The 17,446-nt window shown below is 47.5% G+C and carries 20 protein-coding genes; 6 read left to right on the forward strand and 14 right to left on the reverse strand.

Annotated elements, in window-relative coordinates:
* Positions 1-22: 22 nt before the first annotated feature.
* From HPY28_RS27030 to HPY28_RS27040, 3 genes are read right to left on the reverse strand one after another with little or no spacing between them, the layout of a single operon-like run.
* Positions 23-526, reverse strand: coding sequence for a DinB family protein (locus tag HPY28_RS27030; protein WP_174231773.1), 504 nt, complete (start codon positions 524-526; stop codon positions 23-25).
* A gap of 35 nt (positions 527-561) precedes the next feature.
* Positions 562-1,650: a saccharopine dehydrogenase family protein gene (locus tag HPY28_RS27035; RefSeq protein WP_174231774.1), complete on the reverse strand. Its 1,089-nt coding sequence runs from the start codon at positions 1,648-1,650 to the stop codon at positions 562-564.
* Complete coding sequence (locus HPY28_RS27040) at positions 1,647-3,044, reverse strand: MFS transporter (protein WP_174231775.1); 1,398 nt, start codon at positions 3,042-3,044, stop codon at positions 1,647-1,649. Before HPY28_RS27040 ends, HPY28_RS27035 begins: the two co-directional genes overlap by 4 nt.
* A gap of 134 nt (positions 3,045-3,178) precedes the next feature.
* Between HPY28_RS27040 and HPY28_RS27045 the strand changes: the two genes are divergently transcribed.
* Positions 3,179-4,267 carry a response regulator transcription factor gene (locus HPY28_RS27045; RefSeq protein ID WP_174231776.1) on the forward strand — a complete coding sequence of 363 codons (1,089 nt, stop codon included), beginning with the start codon at positions 3,179-3,181 and terminating at the stop codon, positions 4,265-4,267.
* Between the two features lie 62 nt (positions 4,268-4,329).
* Here the strand turns inward: HPY28_RS27045 and HPY28_RS27050 are convergent, their stop codons facing one another.
* The 6 genes from HPY28_RS27050 to HPY28_RS27075 form a co-directional block, all read right to left on the reverse strand.
* The gene (locus HPY28_RS27050; RefSeq protein WP_017247118.1) at positions 4,330-4,644 is read right to left on the reverse strand and encodes a DMT family transporter; all 315 of its coding nucleotides are present in this window, start codon (positions 4,642-4,644) and stop codon (positions 4,330-4,332) included.
* A gap of 19 nt (positions 4,645-4,663) precedes the next feature.
* A complete protein-coding gene (locus HPY28_RS27055) occupies positions 4,664-4,999 on the reverse strand; it encodes a DMT family transporter (RefSeq protein WP_017247117.1) in 336 nt (111 codons plus the stop codon).
* A 226-nt stretch (positions 5,000-5,225) separates the two neighbouring features.
* On the reverse strand, positions 5,226-5,810 hold the full coding sequence (locus HPY28_RS27060; RefSeq protein ID WP_174226475.1) for a TetR/AcrR family transcriptional regulator: 585 nt from the start codon (positions 5,808-5,810) through the stop codon (positions 5,226-5,228).
* Between the two features lie 61 nt (positions 5,811-5,871).
* A complete protein-coding gene (locus tag HPY28_RS27065; RefSeq protein WP_174231777.1) occupies positions 5,872-6,354 on the reverse strand; it encodes a GNAT family N-acetyltransferase in 483 nt (160 codons plus the stop codon).
* Between the two features lie 91 nt (positions 6,355-6,445).
* A complete protein-coding gene (locus HPY28_RS27070; RefSeq protein ID WP_174231778.1) occupies positions 6,446-7,552 on the reverse strand; it encodes a threonine aldolase family protein in 1,107 nt (368 codons plus the stop codon).
* 82 nt (positions 7,553-7,634) lie between these two features.
* Positions 7,635-8,195 (reverse strand): bifunctional transcriptional activator/DNA repair enzyme AdaA, encoded by a 561-nt coding sequence (locus HPY28_RS27075; protein WP_035290891.1) that lies wholly within the window; start codon positions 8,193-8,195, stop codon positions 7,635-7,637.
* A gap of 169 nt (positions 8,196-8,364) precedes the next feature.
* Here HPY28_RS27075 and HPY28_RS27080 point away from each other — a divergent pair, with 169 nt between their 5' ends.
* The 3 genes from HPY28_RS27080 to HPY28_RS27090 all read left to right on the forward strand — a co-directional run bounded on the left by HPY28_RS27080 (position 8,365) and on the right by HPY28_RS27090 (position 10,818).
* Complete coding sequence (locus HPY28_RS27080; RefSeq protein WP_174231779.1) at positions 8,365-9,297, forward strand: DNA-3-methyladenine glycosylase 2; 933 nt, start codon at positions 8,365-8,367, stop codon at positions 9,295-9,297.
* Between the two features lie 19 nt (positions 9,298-9,316).
* Positions 9,317-10,435: a deoxyribonuclease IV gene (locus HPY28_RS27085; RefSeq protein ID WP_173624342.1), complete on the forward strand. Its 1,119-nt coding sequence runs from the start codon at positions 9,317-9,319 to the stop codon at positions 10,433-10,435.
* Positions 10,436-10,518: 83 nt separating this feature from the next.
* The gene (locus HPY28_RS27090; protein WP_017247111.1) at positions 10,519-10,818 is read left to right on the forward strand and encodes an Ada metal-binding domain-containing protein; all 300 of its coding nucleotides are present in this window, start codon (positions 10,519-10,521) and stop codon (positions 10,816-10,818) included.
* A gap of 44 nt (positions 10,819-10,862) precedes the next feature.
* Here HPY28_RS27090 and HPY28_RS27095 read toward each other — a convergent pair whose 3' ends face one another.
* From HPY28_RS27095 to HPY28_RS27105, 3 genes are all read right to left on the reverse strand, one after another.
* Entirely contained in the window at positions 10,863-11,252 is a 390-nt protein-coding gene (locus tag HPY28_RS27095) for a hypothetical protein (RefSeq protein ID WP_254613211.1), read from the reverse strand.
* 10 nt (positions 11,253-11,262) lie between these two features.
* Positions 11,263-12,042: a cyclase family protein gene (locus HPY28_RS27100; protein ID WP_017247109.1), complete on the reverse strand. Its 780-nt coding sequence runs from the start codon at positions 12,040-12,042 to the stop codon at positions 11,263-11,265.
* Between the two features lie 137 nt (positions 12,043-12,179).
* Positions 12,180-12,983: a MerR family transcriptional regulator gene (locus tag HPY28_RS27105; RefSeq protein ID WP_254613212.1), complete on the reverse strand. Its 804-nt coding sequence runs from the start codon at positions 12,981-12,983 to the stop codon at positions 12,180-12,182.
* 92 nt (positions 12,984-13,075) lie between these two features.
* Between HPY28_RS27105 and HPY28_RS27110 the strand changes: the two genes are divergently transcribed.
* Complete coding sequence (locus HPY28_RS27110; protein WP_174231782.1) at positions 13,076-14,086, forward strand: alpha/beta fold hydrolase; 1,011 nt, start codon at positions 13,076-13,078, stop codon at positions 14,084-14,086.
* A 224-nt stretch (positions 14,087-14,310) separates the two neighbouring features.
* Positions 14,311-14,862, forward strand: coding sequence for a dihydrofolate reductase family protein (locus tag HPY28_RS27115; protein ID WP_173624347.1), 552 nt, complete (start codon positions 14,311-14,313; stop codon positions 14,860-14,862).
* A gap of 159 nt (positions 14,863-15,021) precedes the next feature.
* Here HPY28_RS27115 and HPY28_RS27120 read toward each other — a convergent pair whose 3' ends face one another.
* Complete coding sequence (locus HPY28_RS27120; protein WP_254476443.1) at positions 15,022-16,332, reverse strand: hemolysin family protein; 1,311 nt, start codon at positions 16,330-16,332, stop codon at positions 15,022-15,024.
* A gap of 208 nt (positions 16,333-16,540) precedes the next feature.
* Positions 16,541-17,302: an exodeoxyribonuclease III gene (locus tag HPY28_RS27125; RefSeq protein ID WP_174231789.1), complete on the reverse strand. Its 762-nt coding sequence runs from the start codon at positions 17,300-17,302 to the stop codon at positions 16,541-16,543.
* Positions 17,303-17,446 lie beyond the last annotated feature (144 nt).

Consider the following 17,446-nt stretch of genomic DNA (forward strand, 5'->3'; position numbering starts at 1 on the left):
CTTCCAGCCCCACGCACTTTTATCAGGTTTCGTACCAGTAAAGAGCATACTCGGTCATGACAGAAGGATACCCCATTTGGCGCAGCATCGCCGTTATGTTTCCACGATGATACGTTCCATGATTGACCACTTGCATGATGATTTCTGCCAAGCTCGTATCGCGTACTCTCGTGTACGGATTGTCGAGGACAATGTGGCGATCCAAATCTTCTTCTTGGCTGAGAAAAGCTCTGAATTGCTCGACTAGCTCGGCATACATCTGCTCTACTTCCTCCAAGCTTTTTCCCGTTAATTCCTGTTCCTTCTTCCATGCCTCATTCAATGCCGCTCGCATGTCCATGCCCTGCAAAATGTGAAGCCAGCCTTGGTCCACCATATAAATATGCTCCACCACTTTTGCTACTGTCGGGAAAACGCTTTGGACCTCCTGCTCGTAAACACCTTCCGGAAGTTCCTTCAAGCGATTGATTAACGTTTGATTCGCCCACGTGTGAAAGTCGTACATGTTTTTGGCATAGTGCGTCATGATAAAGCCCCCTCTTTAGTTCTTGGATATCTCTATCATAGACCGGCTTCCCTGACAAATATGGTCAGTGATGCTTCCTGCTCCAGCCAAAATCTCATTTTTTCTAATGAAAATAGTTGTTCCATGTGGTGGACTCCTGGAGGAAACGCTTCTTCATACATCGATTTTGCTACGGCAGCCGCCACCATTGCGGTCATGTTGGACTGATCGCGCCCAAAAAGCAGACACTCTACTGTCGCCTCGTTAGTTCCCCGTTTTCCCCGTGCCTCTACCTTGATGGCAAATCGATCATCCCCCATTTTCCAACGCCCAAACGCTTCCATCACGGATTCCCGTACTTTTGGTTGATGGAGTAATCGGCAAATTCCAATACTCCGAAGGGCCGCCACCCCTCTCGTCATCCCATTCAGATCAAAACAAAGTCGGGTAGATACTGTAGGGATACACAAGGTGCGTGCCAATGTCTGTTGATCAGAAAACGGAAATCGATACGCGCGCTTTTTCCCCAGCTCCGGTCCAAAATCAACGAGCTTGCCCTCTGTCATGCTCTCTACGGTTACACGCTTATGATTGTTAATCACCTCGTAGCTTGTGCACAAGTTATCGACAGTCCATTCAATCGCGGCCCTCCCATGTCGATCACCGAGACCAAGCATAATGAATATGTCCAGCTCACTCACTTGGTCCAGTAAGCGATGAGCTTCCCCCGCGAGCAGGTTGGTTAGACCTGGCGCCAGTCCTACACTGAGTACGGCAGTTCCCCTGTTCTTCGTTTCAGTTCGGCTCCCCCATTGTTCGATTTGCGTCAAAAAATGGCCATTCGCTGAAATATCGAGATAATGCGTTCCATTCCGCACACACCCTTCTACAAAAGCCGTATTCGTCTGATCCAGACACATGACCACCAGCTTTACTTTTTCCAGCATGCTTTGGTCTAACGGCTTGTGAATATCGAGCTCAAGCGGCAGCACCTGTCCATCTGCTTCTCGGCAAAATGCTTCCGCCTTCTCCAAGCTGCGTCCAGCAGCATACACCCGTCCCGGATATGCGTTACCCAAATTCTTGCAAATCGTTGCCCCTACATGACCGTACCCTCCGACTACCACAATTCGATCCTTGCTCATGCCTTCTCCACCTCTGTGCCTCTCTTTTTCTGCCGCTCCAGACGTCCCGCATACCACCAGACCAACAAACCGCTCAGCCAAATCAGGCCACCTGCTTCAAAAACCGCACGATACGCATCGATCATCGGCTGCACTGCTTGATTCGATTCGCCATTCATCATGCCCAGTCCCAACGCTGCGCCGACCACCATCCCTGCATTGCGTGTCAAGGCGATCATGCCTCCGATCGCACCCGCATGCTCCAACGGGACGTAGCGCATGATGTAGCTGTTGTTGGGCGAAGCAATCAGCCCCATACCTGCCCCCACCAAAGCCAGTAGCGCTATGATTTCCACCGTTGATAATACCTCTAGCCAGATCGCCAATACGGTTATCCCTGCCCCCATCGCACCAAGACCTGCAAAAATGAGTGGCCGTGCCCGATAGCGATCCGAAGCCCAGCCACTAAAAGGACCCGTCAGCGCCAGCATCAGTGGGTAAGCAGTCATCATATACCCTGCCGTCAAAGGGGAAACATGCGCTTGATCAAGTAAGTAAAACGGCATGACAACCAGCACGAGATTCGCGAGCACAAACGAAGTAAAGCTAATGAACAATCCACTGGACACAGCTGATAGGCGAAAGACCGCCACGGGCAAAAACGGCATGGACTGTCGCCGCTCCCACCAGACAAACGCCCCTGCCAAGACGAGTACACATCCAAAAAGAATGAGCATCCCTTGTGAATCCCAGCCCCACCCGTTTCCATTGGAGATCGCCATAATGACTGAGCTGACCAGCAGCATGAACAGACCTGCCCCAACGAGATCAAGTGAACGGGCCTTCTTCGACTGCTCATGAGAAGGAATGTAACGAAAAGCCAGCCCCGTAGCCAAGATAGCGACAGGAACATGAATGAGGAACAACCACTCCCAGCTCAACCACGACGCGATCATCCCACCTGCAATCGGTCCAGTCATGCCACCAAGCGCAACAGCTGTGCTCATGATCCCCATTGCCCTTCCCCGCATTTCTTTTGGGAGCAACATCGCAATGAGCGCGATATTGGTAGCCTGGAACATAGCCGCTCCGACGGCTTGCACGATTCGAAGCATCAACAGCATCGTAATCGTCGTCGAAAATGCCACCAAGACAGAGCTTACCGTGAACAGCAGGAAGCCGTAATTGTGCAGCACACGATGCCCGTATCGATCTCCCAGCTTGCCCATGAAAGGAAGAAGAGACGCAATGACAAGCAAATATCCCGTTGTAATCCATTGTGCGATCGCCAGCTCCGTCTGGAAAATGGATGTGAACTGAGGGAGCGAGACATTGACAATCCCCGCCGTAAAATGAGACAAGAATGCACCCAGACAAATCGCGATCATCATGAAAAAGCGCTGCCGCTGGCTCATATGGTCTTTCCAACTCCTCGCGTATCTTGTAAATTTATACTAAGAATTATTCTCAATTATAAAGAGGAACGAGGAGAGCACCATCCCACAAAGATGGGATTTTCCTTTGCCAATAGACGTACAGGAGAATACAGATGAGCACAAATCGGGAAGCGAGCAAACGAAAAGTGATGGCACTAGCTGAACGCTTTTCTCACTCTTCACAAGACTATCGGACAGCGCTCTTGCAGCTATTGCGGGAGTTCGTCCCTTTTGACGGGGCCTGCTGTACCGCCGTTGATCCGCAAACACTTTTATCCACCGGAGCCATTACGGAAGACGGGGTGGAAGCCATTCATCATGGCATTTTTGAGCATGAATACTTGCGCGAGGACTTCAATCGGTATGATCATCTGAGCAAAGCAGCTGAGCCCGTTGCGACGCTGAGCCAAGCGACCGATGGCCAGCTTGCACGCAGTGACCGCTATCGCAATGTTCTGCTCCCCGCCGGTTTTCATGATGAGATGCGTGCTGCCCTTAAGTACGACGGTGCATGCTGGGGCTATTTAACGTTGTTTCGTTCGCAGGGGCATCCCTTTTTTTCTGAGCAGGAGCGTGAATGTATTTTGGCTTTGGCGCCGCTGATTGCGTATCAGTTGCGAAAGACGAGTCTGTCCTTACCCGCTGAGGAAAATACGTGGATAGAAGAAGAGATGGGAATATTGATGCTGTCGGATCAGTTCACCTTACTCGCTGCCAATCCCACAGCGGAAAAATGGCTAACCTTGCTGCGCCAATGGGAGTCGATTGATCGCGATACCTTGCCCCGACCAGTGCGAGCGGTTTGTTCGCGGGCACTCTCCCAGCTGACAGAATCAGGTCACACGACATCCATGGCAAAAGTCTGCATTCGCATGCCAGATGGCCCTTACATGACGATTCAGGCAAGCCCGATGAACACCCAAAGCAGCACGGTGCACCTGGCTGTATTGTTCGGTCCCGCAAAACCTGCTGACATGCTGCCGCTCATCGCCGAAGCATACGGATTGTCTGTACGGGAGAAGCAAATACTCGACCAGATTGTCCGCGGCGCTTCCACGAAGGAGCTCGCACGCACACTGCACATCTCCGCTTATACGGTTCAGGATCATTTGAAGTCCATCTTCGTAAAAACTGGGGTATCCAGCAGACGAGAGCTGATCTGGCAATTGTTTACCCGATTTGGCGTACAGGCGAACCAGTGAAACCATAGCGAAAAGCCCCCTTCTTACAGCACACGCTGCTAGAAAGGGGCTTTTCGCTATCACTATGCGATGAACTTCAAACCAACAATACTGATGACAATCCCTGTCATGAACAGAATCCGCTTCCTGTCCCTCGACTCTTTGAAAAACAACATCCCTACCAGCACGCTTCCTGCTGAGCCAATTCCCGTCCATACAGCATAAGCTGTTCCGACCGGGAGCGTCTGTACAGCGGACGAGAGCAGATAAAAGCTAATACTTGCGAAGATCAAACAAGCAACCGTTGGCTTCCATTTTGTAAATCCTTCGGTCAATTTTAACGAAATCACTCCACCAATTTCTGCAAAACCAGCGATAATCAACATCGCCCATGCCATACTGTCCACCTCCAAGTTGTTATGCGTTCTCTTCTTCTGGCTTGCTCGACAGCTTCAATCCGATAATGCACGTGAGCAGCAACAGGATAAAAAAGATTTTCAAGAAAGAGACATCCTCACCCAAAAACGTAAATCCAACGACGGCCGTTCCCGCTGCACCAATCCCTGTGAAAATCGCATACGCAGTTCCGACTGGAATTCGTTTCATGGCCTGAGCAAAAAAGTAGAAGCTGGTAACGATCAATAGAACCGTGACGACACTCACTACGGGCTTCGTGAATCCATCCGAGAACTTCAGTCCCAATGCCCAAGCAATTTCGATCATTCCGCCAATGATTAAATAAAACCATGCCATGGTGATCACCTCTTCGTTGTTCTTGTTGTGTTAACAATGAATGAACGTCAGTCATTTTGTACCAAATAAAAAAACCTCTATCGAGGCATTCCTATGGAGGAGCGACCGCGCTTTAGCGGAAAGTTTTTATGCGCTCCAGAAAGTTTATGCAAAGTCGCTTTTACACGCTGGTACATAAACTTTCTTACACGTAAAAAAAAAGAATTGGATATGCTCCAATACTTCTTTATTGGATACCTAGTGATCTTTTGCAAAAACGCAGGATTTCCGCTTTATATTCATCTGGTGCTACGTTCTTCTGATCGCTACTGTAATAGCGTTCCGCTGTATTCTCGACAAGCGTAATAATAATTTTGGCCGTCCATTTCACATCAATATCTTTCAAGATGGCGTTATCACTAATTGCTTGCACGAGGACGCCTTCCATCCACTCATAAAAAGGCTTATAGATCGTTCCCCATGTCTCCAATGAATTATCAAGTGCAAATCCGGAATAGCAAAGGATGATGACATCCCTGTATTCATCAGTAAAGGAAAAGGTCTCATCGACCAACACTTCGAGAACGCTCTCGATATCACTTTTTTCCTTCAGCTTATCATTGATCCGCTGGAAGGTAATCGTCAGCAGATTATCTGCAATCGCTGGAACCAGAGCCATCTTAGATGAGAAGTACAGGTAAAACGTCCCTTGGGCAATCCCTGCTTTTTTTACGATATCGGATATGGACGTCTTATCCAGCCCTTTTTCCGATATGATCTCGATAGCCGCGTTGAGAATTTTGGAATATTTATCGTCTTTGCTGACCGCCAAGTAACTTCCCTCCTTTTAACCGAACGATTACAACTGACTGACTGTCATTCATTTTATCAACTCATTTTGAAACTGTCAAATCGAGATGAAAAATCAGCTCCTCGCCATATTCTCCCGCAAACCTTAATCCTTGATCTACAAAACCCGCCTTTTTATACAGTTGGATCGCTGGGGTATTTGTATGATGAACCGTCAACACAATTTCATCCCGCATCGGGTAATACTCTCGTGCGATGTCAGGCAAGCTCTGTAAAGCTTTCAAAGCGTAGCCCTTCTTTTGATGACGGGAATCGATCGAGAACGATTTAAAAATAATCGCCTGTTCATTTGGTGTGTAGGGATTGCCTGTGTGTGGTGTGAATAAGGCAAAACAGCCGATTAGATGACCTTGGTCAAAAATCACATAGGGCTGCTGATCAGAATTGTTTTGAGATACTTCGATGATATCGACTGGCATAGACGTGTAGATCGCTTGTTCTAGCGGCAAATCGTAAGCCATGATCGAAGGGTAGTCGCTTTTCTCGTACGGTCTGATGATGAACATAATGCTCCCTTTCTCTTCTTTCGGAACATACTGTGGCAGCCCGGTATGAATCTGTAAGCACCAGACTGCCACCGCCCCGAAATGGATTCATTTACTCGGCTTTTGATTTCTGCTCCCCTATTTTCTGATTCAGCTTTTCGAATGCCAATGCTAGCTCTTCCTTCGGGATCATCGCATACCGATCGCCAATACTTACCTCATAGGAGCTAGAAGATTCGTCTTTCTGTCTTACATAATGCGTGAAGCCAATCCCTGTCTCTTCACTAAGTGAGACCATGATACGCTCGAGCTCTTCTTGCGGCAAATCTGCGTGCACATGAAACATGTTGGACACAGGCACGGCCGGTCTCGTGGATATCCCCTGGCATTGGTTGTACAATCTCGCCAGCTCTTTTGCATGCTCGTAATATTGATTGAATTTATGTTTTCTTTGCTCAAAATGGTATTCTGACGTAACAATGTACGGGTACAAACTAATCAGATCCCCGCCATGGCGTCTTTTCCATACCTTTGATTGCTTCGTGAAATCTTCATCCCCAGCTAGGATCGCTCCGGCAATTCCGCCTATCCCTTTGTAAAAGGAAACGTACACGCTATCAAACAATGCGCATACCTCATCGGCTGATTTCTGGTAATACGGCAGGATTTCCAAAAGCCGGGCACCATCTAGATGCAGCCGAATTCCTTTTTCCCGACAATACTGGGAGATCGCCTCCAAATCCTCATACGAGGGCAGCTGTCCGCCAATCTCACGCTGTGGCAATTCCAGCAACAGGCACGTGATATCGTCGTCCATGCCGAGAACATCGTCCAGTTCAATCACTCTGTCTTTATCCGCCAGCAAGACCGCCTCAATCTGATGCAGCTCCTTGAGCCCATCTTCCTCGTGAATCTCCAAGTGGCAGAGCGGATGATAGGCGACCTTTTTGATTCCCTTCTCATCGCACCAGATGCGTAACGCGATTTGTTGGGCCATCGTACCGCTGGGAAAGAACACGGCAGACTCTTTGCCCAAATATTCGGCCATCTTGCTCTCGAAATTCTCGATGAGTTCGCCTGTTCCGTACATATCACCCTCTACATTCCCATCCACTCTGGACAGGACCTGCTGCAATTGATGGAGGTCTCTCTTGCTGTGCCCGGCGATTTGATAAGTGGTCTTTTTAAATACTTCTCGCAAGGTTTTCATATCGCTCATTTTGGCAGTGCTCCTTTTTCTTTCTCATCTTCAAAGCTTCTTACTTCTAAAGATATTACATTTCACGAGCAGCTTATGTCGTTTATTGTTTGACGCACTGTTGGCGATATTCACTCGGGGTCTTGCCCGTCATTTTTTTAAACAACGTGATAAAATACGGCGTATTCGGCATTCCTACCAATTGCGCAACATCCGCGATCTGGTTGTTCGAATGAACCAGCAGCTCTCGCGCCCTGTCTATCCGCTTTTTCTGGATGTACTCCACGGGCGTCATTGACATGAGTCGCTTAAATGTTCGCTGCAAATGAAACGGACTGCCATGGCACATATCCGCCAAATGCTCCAACGTCAGCTTTTCGTTATAATGAGAATCAATATACTGTGTAATTTGTGCCACCCACTCACGATCAGGCAACCTCTCTCCCGTAGGCTTGCATCGTTTACATGGGCGAAATTCTTCCCGCATAGCTTGGCTTGCATTTTGGAAAACTCGCACGTTCTCCCTCTTCGGCGGCTTCGACTTGCACGACGGTCTACAAAAGATCTTCGTCGTTTTTACCGCATAAAAAAATTGATCATCGTAAGACACATCGTTATGAATAATGGCCTGCCATCGCTCATCGGTTACCCGTTCCTCCAACACATGTCATCTCCTTTGCCATAGCCGTTATCGAATCGCTTGCTCTTATTGACAGTATACCCCTACGCTACGTGATCCGTACTGCTAGAAAATTAAAATAGCAAGATAACGAAATGACAGTATCGCTTTTCTTGTTATAAAACTAGAAGGAAGTCAGACAGGAGGTTTTCGCATGACAAGCGGTCTATCACACGAGGCTTGGGTCGATAATAGAGAAGAAATAATCTTGTCCGTACCTACGGAATTCAGTTTTTCGCAAAATCTTCACTACTTGTCCAGAGCATCCAACGAATGCATGTTTCACATTCAAAACGGGCGCCTCTACAAAGCCATCCCGATTGAACAAGATCCACAAGTGGTCGAAATTCATGGAGATAACGCTCAAGGATTGACTGTGCGTTTTCTCAGCCCTTCGCTTCCCACCGAAAAAGTCCGGATAGAGGTAGCACGCTATGTTCGCGATTGGTTCGATCTCGATCGAAATCTGGTTCCGTTTTATGAGCTTGCCGCAGGGGATGCTCTTCTACAGCAGGCTGTTGAAAAGTTCTACGGGCTGCGGACCATGGGTATTCCCGACCTGTTTGAAGCGCTCAGTTGGGGTATCATTGGACAGCAAATTAACCTGACCTATGCGTACACGCTTAAACGGCGGTTGGTAGAGACATTCGGAAGACCGGTAGAGTTCGAAGGACAGACGTATTGGCTTTTTCCCACAGCGGAAAAAATCGCCGGATTATCCGTCGCTGATCTGGATGGATTGCGCATGACGACCAAGAAATGCGAGTATTTGATTGACGTCGCACAACTCATCGTTGAAGGGAAACTATCGAAAGAGCTATTATGGGACGGAGGAGATTATCAAACCGCGGAGAAACGTTTGACCAGTATTCGCGGGATTGGACCGTGGACGGCCAACTATGTGCTCATGCGCTGTCTGCGAATTCCCTCTGCTTTTCCCATTGATGATGTCGGCCTGCACAATGCAATCAAATTTTTACTCGGCAAAGAAAAAAAGCCGACAAAAGCAGAAATACGAGAGCTGTCCAAGGCTTGGACGAATTGGGAGTCGTACGCTACTTTTTATTTATGGCGTTTTCTTTATTAATCAAAGGAGGTTCTATCCTATGCTAAAAATAGGTTCGCACGTATCATTCTCCGGTAAGGGACTGCTGAATGCCGCCGAAGAAGCAGCCACCTACGGCTCGAGTACCTTTATGATCTACACGGGTGCACCGCAAAACACCCGCCGCAAGCCGATCGAGGACCAGTACATTACGGAAGGCAAAGAAGTAATGGCGAAGCAGGGCGTGGATGAAATTGTGGTACATGCCCCGTACATTATTAACTTGGGCTCTTACAAGGACGATACCTATGAGCTCGCTGTCCGCTTTCTGCAAGAAGAGATTCGCCGGACCGACTACATTGGCGTCAAAAATATTGTGCTACACCCTGGCGCGTACACGGACAAGGATGCAGAATACGGCATCGCCCGAATCGCAGAAGGCTTGAATGAAGTTCTGACAGGCATCAAAGACACCAACGTGAAAATCGCGTTGGAGACGATGGCGGGTAAAGGAACGGAAATCGGTCGCAGCTTTGAGGAAATCGCGGCCATCATCGAGAAAGTAGAAGACAACAGCAGGTTGACCGTCTGCATGGATACTTGCCATATTCACGATGCTGGCTACGATATCGTCAACGACTTCGATGGCGTCTTGGAACAGTTTGACCGGACAATCGGCTTGGACCGTCTCGCCGTCGTTCACTTGAATGACAGCAAAAACTTCCGCGGGGCAGGCAAAGACCGCCATGCGCCAATCGGTGCGGGACTCATCGGCTTTGATGCGATGAACTACATCGTGAACCACGAGAAAATCCGCCACCTGCCGCTTGTACTGGAGACACCTTGGATCAGCAAGGAGAAAGGCAACGAGCGTCCGATGTACGAAGCAGAAATCGCCCTCCTGCGCGGGGAAGTGGACAAGCGCTTCGGCAATGAATTCATGGACCATGTGGAGCGCCTCGATTTCTTTTTCCGCAAACAAGATATCACCAGACGCGAGTATGTGATTGGGATTTGGGAGTTGCTCAAAAACGACGCGAAGGCAAAGAAAGCCGATGGCCGCGAGCCGATGGAGCGTCTGTACGATATGGTGAAGGAAGCGAGATTGTTCCCTGAGCTTACCGAGGAGCAGATCAACCACCGCTTGAGTGCCTACTTCGCGATTCCAGCATTCTCGTAATGTAAAAGCACTTGATGTAGGCTGACTGTGGCTTCCTCCTGTTGGAGTGAACCCGACACACGTACCAATAGAGGGGGAGCCATATGCCTACGCCAAAAAAGCCAGCACCTCAAGATGCTGACTCTGCCAAAACATACACCCTGCTCGGAGCTGATCGCTCTTTTTATCAAAGTGATACTCCGGGTACATTAGGAGGGTATCGACCAGGCAGGATATATGGCCGACTGGATTGTCCCTCTGCCATCAGAGCCATTACGCGAGGCGGTTATGTGCGCCATCGCGTATTTTTTGCGGATGAAGCAACCGCTATTGCTGCGGGATATCGGCCTTGTGCAGTTTGTTTACGAGAGAAATATTTGTTGTGGAAAGTGATGCGTGCGTAGATCAATGCGTCCTGCCATTCCGTTCATTTTGCCTCATGGTATCTCTATAGAACACCTGCGGGGATTCGAAAGAGTACATAGTTGCCCGTCCACATTTGTGACGCGATAATCATCTTCTCTTTCCTCCGTTCAAAAAAGTATCCGGCCCCTTCTTGCTGGATAAAGGTCCAGCCTTTTTCTGTCATTGCTCGTTTCATCGCTTCTGCCGCTGAAGCTTGATTCGCTTGCGGCCCATACCCATACCAATCGACGTTTTCCTCCGTCGTCAATTTGACGATGGTTCCCGTGTTTTCGCCCAACAGCTCTGTCACTTCTCTTTTGGACTTGGAATCGAATGGTAATGCAGGATACCAGATCAGGGAAACATACGCGATCATGATGAAACAAAAGCCCAAGAAGAATAGGAGGAACAGAACTTTCACTCTCTTGTTCATGCCCATGCAACTACTCCTCTTCTTCAAAAATGGCAACCGGACGCGCCCATCCCGCGCTCGCCCCTTTTACTTTTACAGGAAACACAGAAACGGTAAACCCGTAGGGTCTCGGCAATTGCTCCAAGTTCGCCAGCTTTTCAATTTGGCAATACTCTTTCTCTTTTCCCACATAGTGAGCCGCCCATAATACGCCATCGCGCGGATTTTGTTTATAGTCAGCGGCTTGAACCGAAAACGGGATATCCCATCCCCACCCATCGGTTCCCATGACCTTAATTCCTTGATCAATCAGCCAATGGGTTGCTTCCGCCGATACCCCTGCATGTGATAGGAAATAGTGCTCTTCATAGTATCTTTTATCTGCATCCGTCCTGATCAGGACAATATCGAACGGTTTTAGTTCGTATTGGATTTGGGCGAGCTTCTGCTTTACATCATTTACCGTGATTTCGTAGCCAGACGGCTTTTCACTAAAATCAAGCAAGACACCATCTCCGTAGAACCACTCCAGCGGTAACTGATCAATCGTTCTTGCCGGCTCTCCCTCGGAAGTAGGCCAGTAATGCCAAGGTGCATCTACATGTGTCCCTGTATGTGTCGTGAGTGTCACCGTTTCACTCGCCCAAGCCTTCTGCTCGGGAAAATCCGTTGATTGGAGTCCGAAATACTGCGCAGCTTGGACAGCCCCTTCTTCATGACTATTGTATTGAATCTCAGGTGGAAACGGTTCTTTTGCCAGACGATCAAGAGGCACACTCAGATCAATGAACCGACGTGCTTTTCTATTCATAGCAGGATTCCCTTCTTTCCCATTTGTAATTTTCTGTATTTTCGTTCAACATTACTGTACTACCTGCCTTCCACCAGCGTCAAATGAACACAAGCAAAAGGCCAGTACCTCGTCGTCTATACAGGTACTGGCCTTGTTTATGGAGATTCAATAGGAATTTGTACTTCTACATACGTATCGCCCCCATCTGGGGATTGCAGATAGTTTTCTCTGCCTGGCTGATCTTTTTTGATCCGGTATTGATTGCGCTCTATCCATTTTGCCAAGTCAATACAGGCCGTAGAAGGAACGAATGGCTCTACACGTTGGACCAGGGTGGCCATCATCGGCTCCTCTGGCAGCATACGTATTTCCAGCCTATTGGATGGCAAGGGAATGTCCTGTTTGAGTACATAGCCGATCTCCAACTCGAATGCCGTCTCGTCCCTCTCCGATTCCTTCCACAAAACGATGGGAGAAAGCATCCCTCTCTGCTGCTTGCCTGTATAATGAGCCAGTCGATCGAAAAGCATCGGAATCTCTTCCACCGTCCCTTCCGCACGGAACGAGACAACTTTTTGAGCTTCGATTTGTTTAAAGACTACCTCTTGTTCTACGTACCCCTTTTGCTCGATCGATAGCAGACGCTCCTTGATTCGATTCAATCGTGCTTGCTCCTCCTCAAGGAGCTGTTTCATTTCCCTTTCTTTTTGCCTGAATATGCCTTGTAGTTGTTCCAGGGACATCTCTTCATGAAGCAATTCCTGAATTTGTTGCAACGTAAATCCCAAGTCCTTGTACATGAGGATTCGATTGAGCGTAACCAATTGCTCTGCTGCATAAAACCGATAGCCAGTCTCTTTGTCGATATCCGCTGGCTTCAAAATACCAATCTGGTCATAAAAGCGAAGCGTCTTTAAGGACACTCTGCTCAATCGGGAAAATTCACTGATCTTAAACATGGAAAAACCCCAATCTATCATTCCCTTGACTTTCCCCTGTACGGGAACGTTTATAGTTGAAAAAAATCATGCTTACAAAGGAGCAATGCGAGATGGATTACGATATTTTTCACTTGGGAGAGGTTCGCTTGCAGTCAGGAGTGACCCTCCCACATGCATATATTGCTTACAAAACGTACGGCACGCTCAACGCAGCCAAGGATAACGTCATTATATTTCCTACATCGTTTGGAGACCAGCATTACCAAAACGAATGGCTTATCGGGGAAGATAAGGCTCTGAATCCGAATCAATATTTTATCATCATTCCCAACATGCTCGGCAACGGGCTATCGTCCTCCCCGAGCAATACAGCCAGCCCGTATGATCAGGCCAATTTTCCACACGTTACGATCTACGATAATGTCGCCCTTCAGCATCGACTCATTACGGAGCGGTTTGGCATCAAAAAAATTGCGCTGGCAACTGGCTGGTCGATGGGGGCCATTCAGGCTTTTCATTGGGCGGCGAGCTACCCAGATATGGTCGAACGATTGGCTCCTTTTGCTGGAACTGCAAAAACATGGCCGCATAACATCGTCTTGATCGAGGGCATCCGAGCAGCCTTGCAGGCCGATGTAGCTTGGAACAACGGGCAGTATACAGCATCTCCCGAGGTTGGCTTACGTACCTTAGGGCGCGTTTATGCGAGTTGGGGATTTTCACAGCCATTTTACCGCGAGGCATGCTATAAAGCTTTGGGCTATGAGACCCTTTCCGAATTTATCTCGGGATTTTGGGAGGAGAGCTTTGTTCCGTCGGATGCAAACGATTTGCTGGCGATGATGTGGACCTGGCAGCATGCCGACATTAGTCAAAATGATAGGTACAACGGAGACTTTGAGGCGGCGTTGCGAAGCATCCAGGCACGAACGGTTGTGATGCCTGTACGGACTGATTTGTATTTCACGCCAGAAGACAGTGAATATGAGACGAAGCACATCCCCAACGCTACTTTTACGCCGATTGAATCAATCTGGGGACACTTGGCTGGGTTTGGGCTTAACCCTGTCGATACCGCGTTTATTGATAACACCTTAAAGGAACTGTTGGAGACAAAATGAAAATACGAAGAAGAGGGACACCTATAAAGGTGCCCCTTCCTTATTTTTTCGCAAGGAGTGGAGAATTTCTACTTTTCTGTCGTCCGATTTATATAATTCCTCAAGAAGCTCTTGTTCTTCCGGCGTCATTTGTTTCATGTCGATCCTCCTCTTCAAATAAAATGCGTGCAAGCCCTTATTATTTTCACATAAAATGAAATGGAGAAAAAAGGAGGGACTTCCAAATGGCCTCATTAATTTATCATGTTGCCGTATCATTAGACAATTTCATTGCCGATCAAGGGATCATGGATGGAAATATTGAAAACACTCTCTTTTTATTTGAGGGAGAACATGTACCGGACTTTTTATCTGAAATTCAGGAATATGATGCTGTGCTGATGGGCGCCAAAACCTACGAGTTTGGGTTTAAATTCGGTGCCAAGCCGGGCGAACCAGGCTATAAGGGAATCAAGCATTATATTTTCTCAAACTCCATGCAGTTTGAATCCAATGCAGAAGTCGAGCTGATCAAAGGCGATGCCATCGAATTTATCAAGAATCTCAAGCAGCAAGAAAACGGCAAGCTGTGGCTGTGTGGGGGCGGTGAATTGGCAGGAGCGTTACTGGCACATCAACTAATTGATCAATTAGTGCTGAAAGTGAATCCGGTGATGGTCGGTGAAGGTATCCCTCTATTCGGAAGTGCGAAGCCACGTCTCAAACTCGAGTTAGTGAACATGAAACAGTACGCGAACGGCGTAACGAAACCTACTTACAACATTGTTTATATATAATCTCGCTTAATAAGTGAAACGGGACCCCATCATTCGGCCCCGTTTCTTTTGTTGAGATTACAACGTAATATTTTTCAGTACTTCCGCAGCTTCTACACGCTCGTATTTTTCCACGTAAGCTCCTTTTGCCGATACTTTCAATAAGGTACCATCTTTTCGTTACGTTACATCCTGCAATTCACGAGCTGGGACTTCCAATGCCTTCTGAATCTCAATCTTCCGTATGCGATGCTTGTCTTTCTTTCTGATCGTAAAGACGAGATCATCGTATTGCCATTGGATACCTTCTTTGAGCGTCGAATTTTGACTGTATAGCCAACCTCCGATGGTATCGAGCTCTTCTTCATTAATATTGGCGTTAAGCAAATCGTTAACCTCGGAGAGCAGTACCTTTCCGTCCACAATCACATGGCTGTTCTCTTCCACGATTTCGATTTCGGCTTTTTCCTCCGCGTCGAACTCATCACGGATCTCACCTACAATTTCCTCCAAAATGTCTTCAATCGTAACCATTCCGGAGGTACCGCCATATTCATCAATCAGGATGGCGATATGCGTTCTTTGTTTCTGCATTTTTTTCAAAAGATCTTTTACAGGAGTAGCCTCTGAAACCGTCAAAAACGGTCGGATGAGCTTGGACATATCCAAATTTGGATCATCGGCATAATTCAGAAAGAACTCTTTCGTGTTAATCATCCCGATAATATGATCTTTGTTTTGCGATATAACCGGAAAACGGGTATATTGCTCTTCTTTCATGATTCGCAGGTTTTGCTCAAGAGTATATTCTTTGTGCAAGCAGCTCATATCTGTCCGTGGGACCATAATCTCGCGGGCCAGCATCTCGTCAAAAGCAAAGATATTGCTAACGTACCCATACTCAGACTGATTAATTTTGCCGCTCTCATAGCTTTCCGTCAAAATGATTCGCAGTTCTTCTTCTGAGTGACTTTCTTCGTGCTCCTTGGTCGGTTTCATCCCGAATGAACGCACAAGTAGAGCAGCAGAGCCATTCAGCACCCAGATTGCAGGGTACATCAATTTATAGAACCAAATAATAGGTTTCGCACACAGTAAGCTAACCGCTTCTGCCTTTTGGATCGCCACTGTTTTCGGTGCCAGTTCCCCGACAACCACATGTAGAAACGTAACAAGCGAGTAAGCAATCACAAACGACAGAACTGCAACGACTTGTTCGGGTAAATAAGGCGTAAGAAATGGGCTAATGATGCTTTCAATCGTCGGTTTCCCTAATACCCCCAAGCCAATGGCTGTCAACGTAATCCCCAACTGACACGCTGACAAATATCCATCCAGGTTACTAACTACTTTCTGAACAGCAAGAGCATTCTTTCTCCCTTCCATGACCAGTTGGTCCACACGGCTTGGGCGAAGCTTTACAATTGCGAATTCAGTTGCCACAAAAAATGCAGTAGCAACAATCAGAAAAGCAATTAGTAACAAATTCATGGTTAGCAATATCCTATCCCCTCTTCATTTAGAAGTCTTACCTTTTCATTGTACGAAACTCCACTCCCTCATATCAAAGTTCGCTTATATCCAATTTCGTCTTAATTGTTTGATTATAGGCAGTTTTGCTATTTCAGGTCACTCACCCTTACAATTGCTGACTACAGGCATGGCATACTTACTCCTATCCTTCCCTGCCTCCTACTCTTTATTCGAAATTGCCTAACTCCAACATGACCGGACAATGATCGCTTCCCATCACCTGTGAGTCAATTCCCGCCCCGAGCAACGATGGAGCTAGCCTCTCAGACGCGAGAAAATAATCAATACGCCATCCGATATTCCGCTCTCTTACTTTTGGCATAAAAGACCACCACGTATATGCATCTGTCTGATCCGGATAAAAATATCGATAGGTATCCACAAATCCAGCTGCCAGCAAACTCGTCATCTTCTCACGCTCTTCAGGAGTAAAGCCAGAATTATTGCGATTCGACTTCGCATTCTTCAAATCAATCTCTTGATGGGCGACATTCAGATCCCCACAAACCACCACGGGCTTCTTCGCATCCAGCTGCAATAAGTAGTTCCGAAACCGATCCTCCCATTCCAGCCGATAATCTAATCTCGACAAATCACGCTTCGCATTCGGGGTGTAGACCGTGACCAAATAGAAATCCTGAAACTCCAAAGTAATCACGCGGCCCTCAGGCTCATGGTTTTCTTCCAGCCCATAACGAACAGAGAGTGGTTCCATTTTTGTAAAAATAGCCGTTCCGGAATAACCCTTTTTCTCTGCGTAGTTCCAATATCGATGATACTCCTCGCCGATCTCCATCTCGATTTGACCTTCCTGCAGCTTCGTTTCCTGCAAGCAAACTATATCGGCATTCGCTTCTTTGAAGTACTCGTAAAACCCTTTGTTTACGCATGCGCGAAGTCCATTTACATTCCAAGATATCAATTTCATCATCGCTTATCTCCTCGTCGCTATTCGTTAGATTCCATGGTACACTATCTTTGTTTTCAATTATAGGAGGGTACAATGATGGACATTGCAATGGGCATCGCATTCATGAGACTTCGTTAAAATCGACAAGACCCCAAGTCGGCT

Source organism: Brevibacillus sp. HB1.2 (assembly GCF_013332495.1).
GTDB lineage: Bacteria > Bacillota > Bacilli > Brevibacillales > Brevibacillaceae > Brevibacillus > Brevibacillus porteri.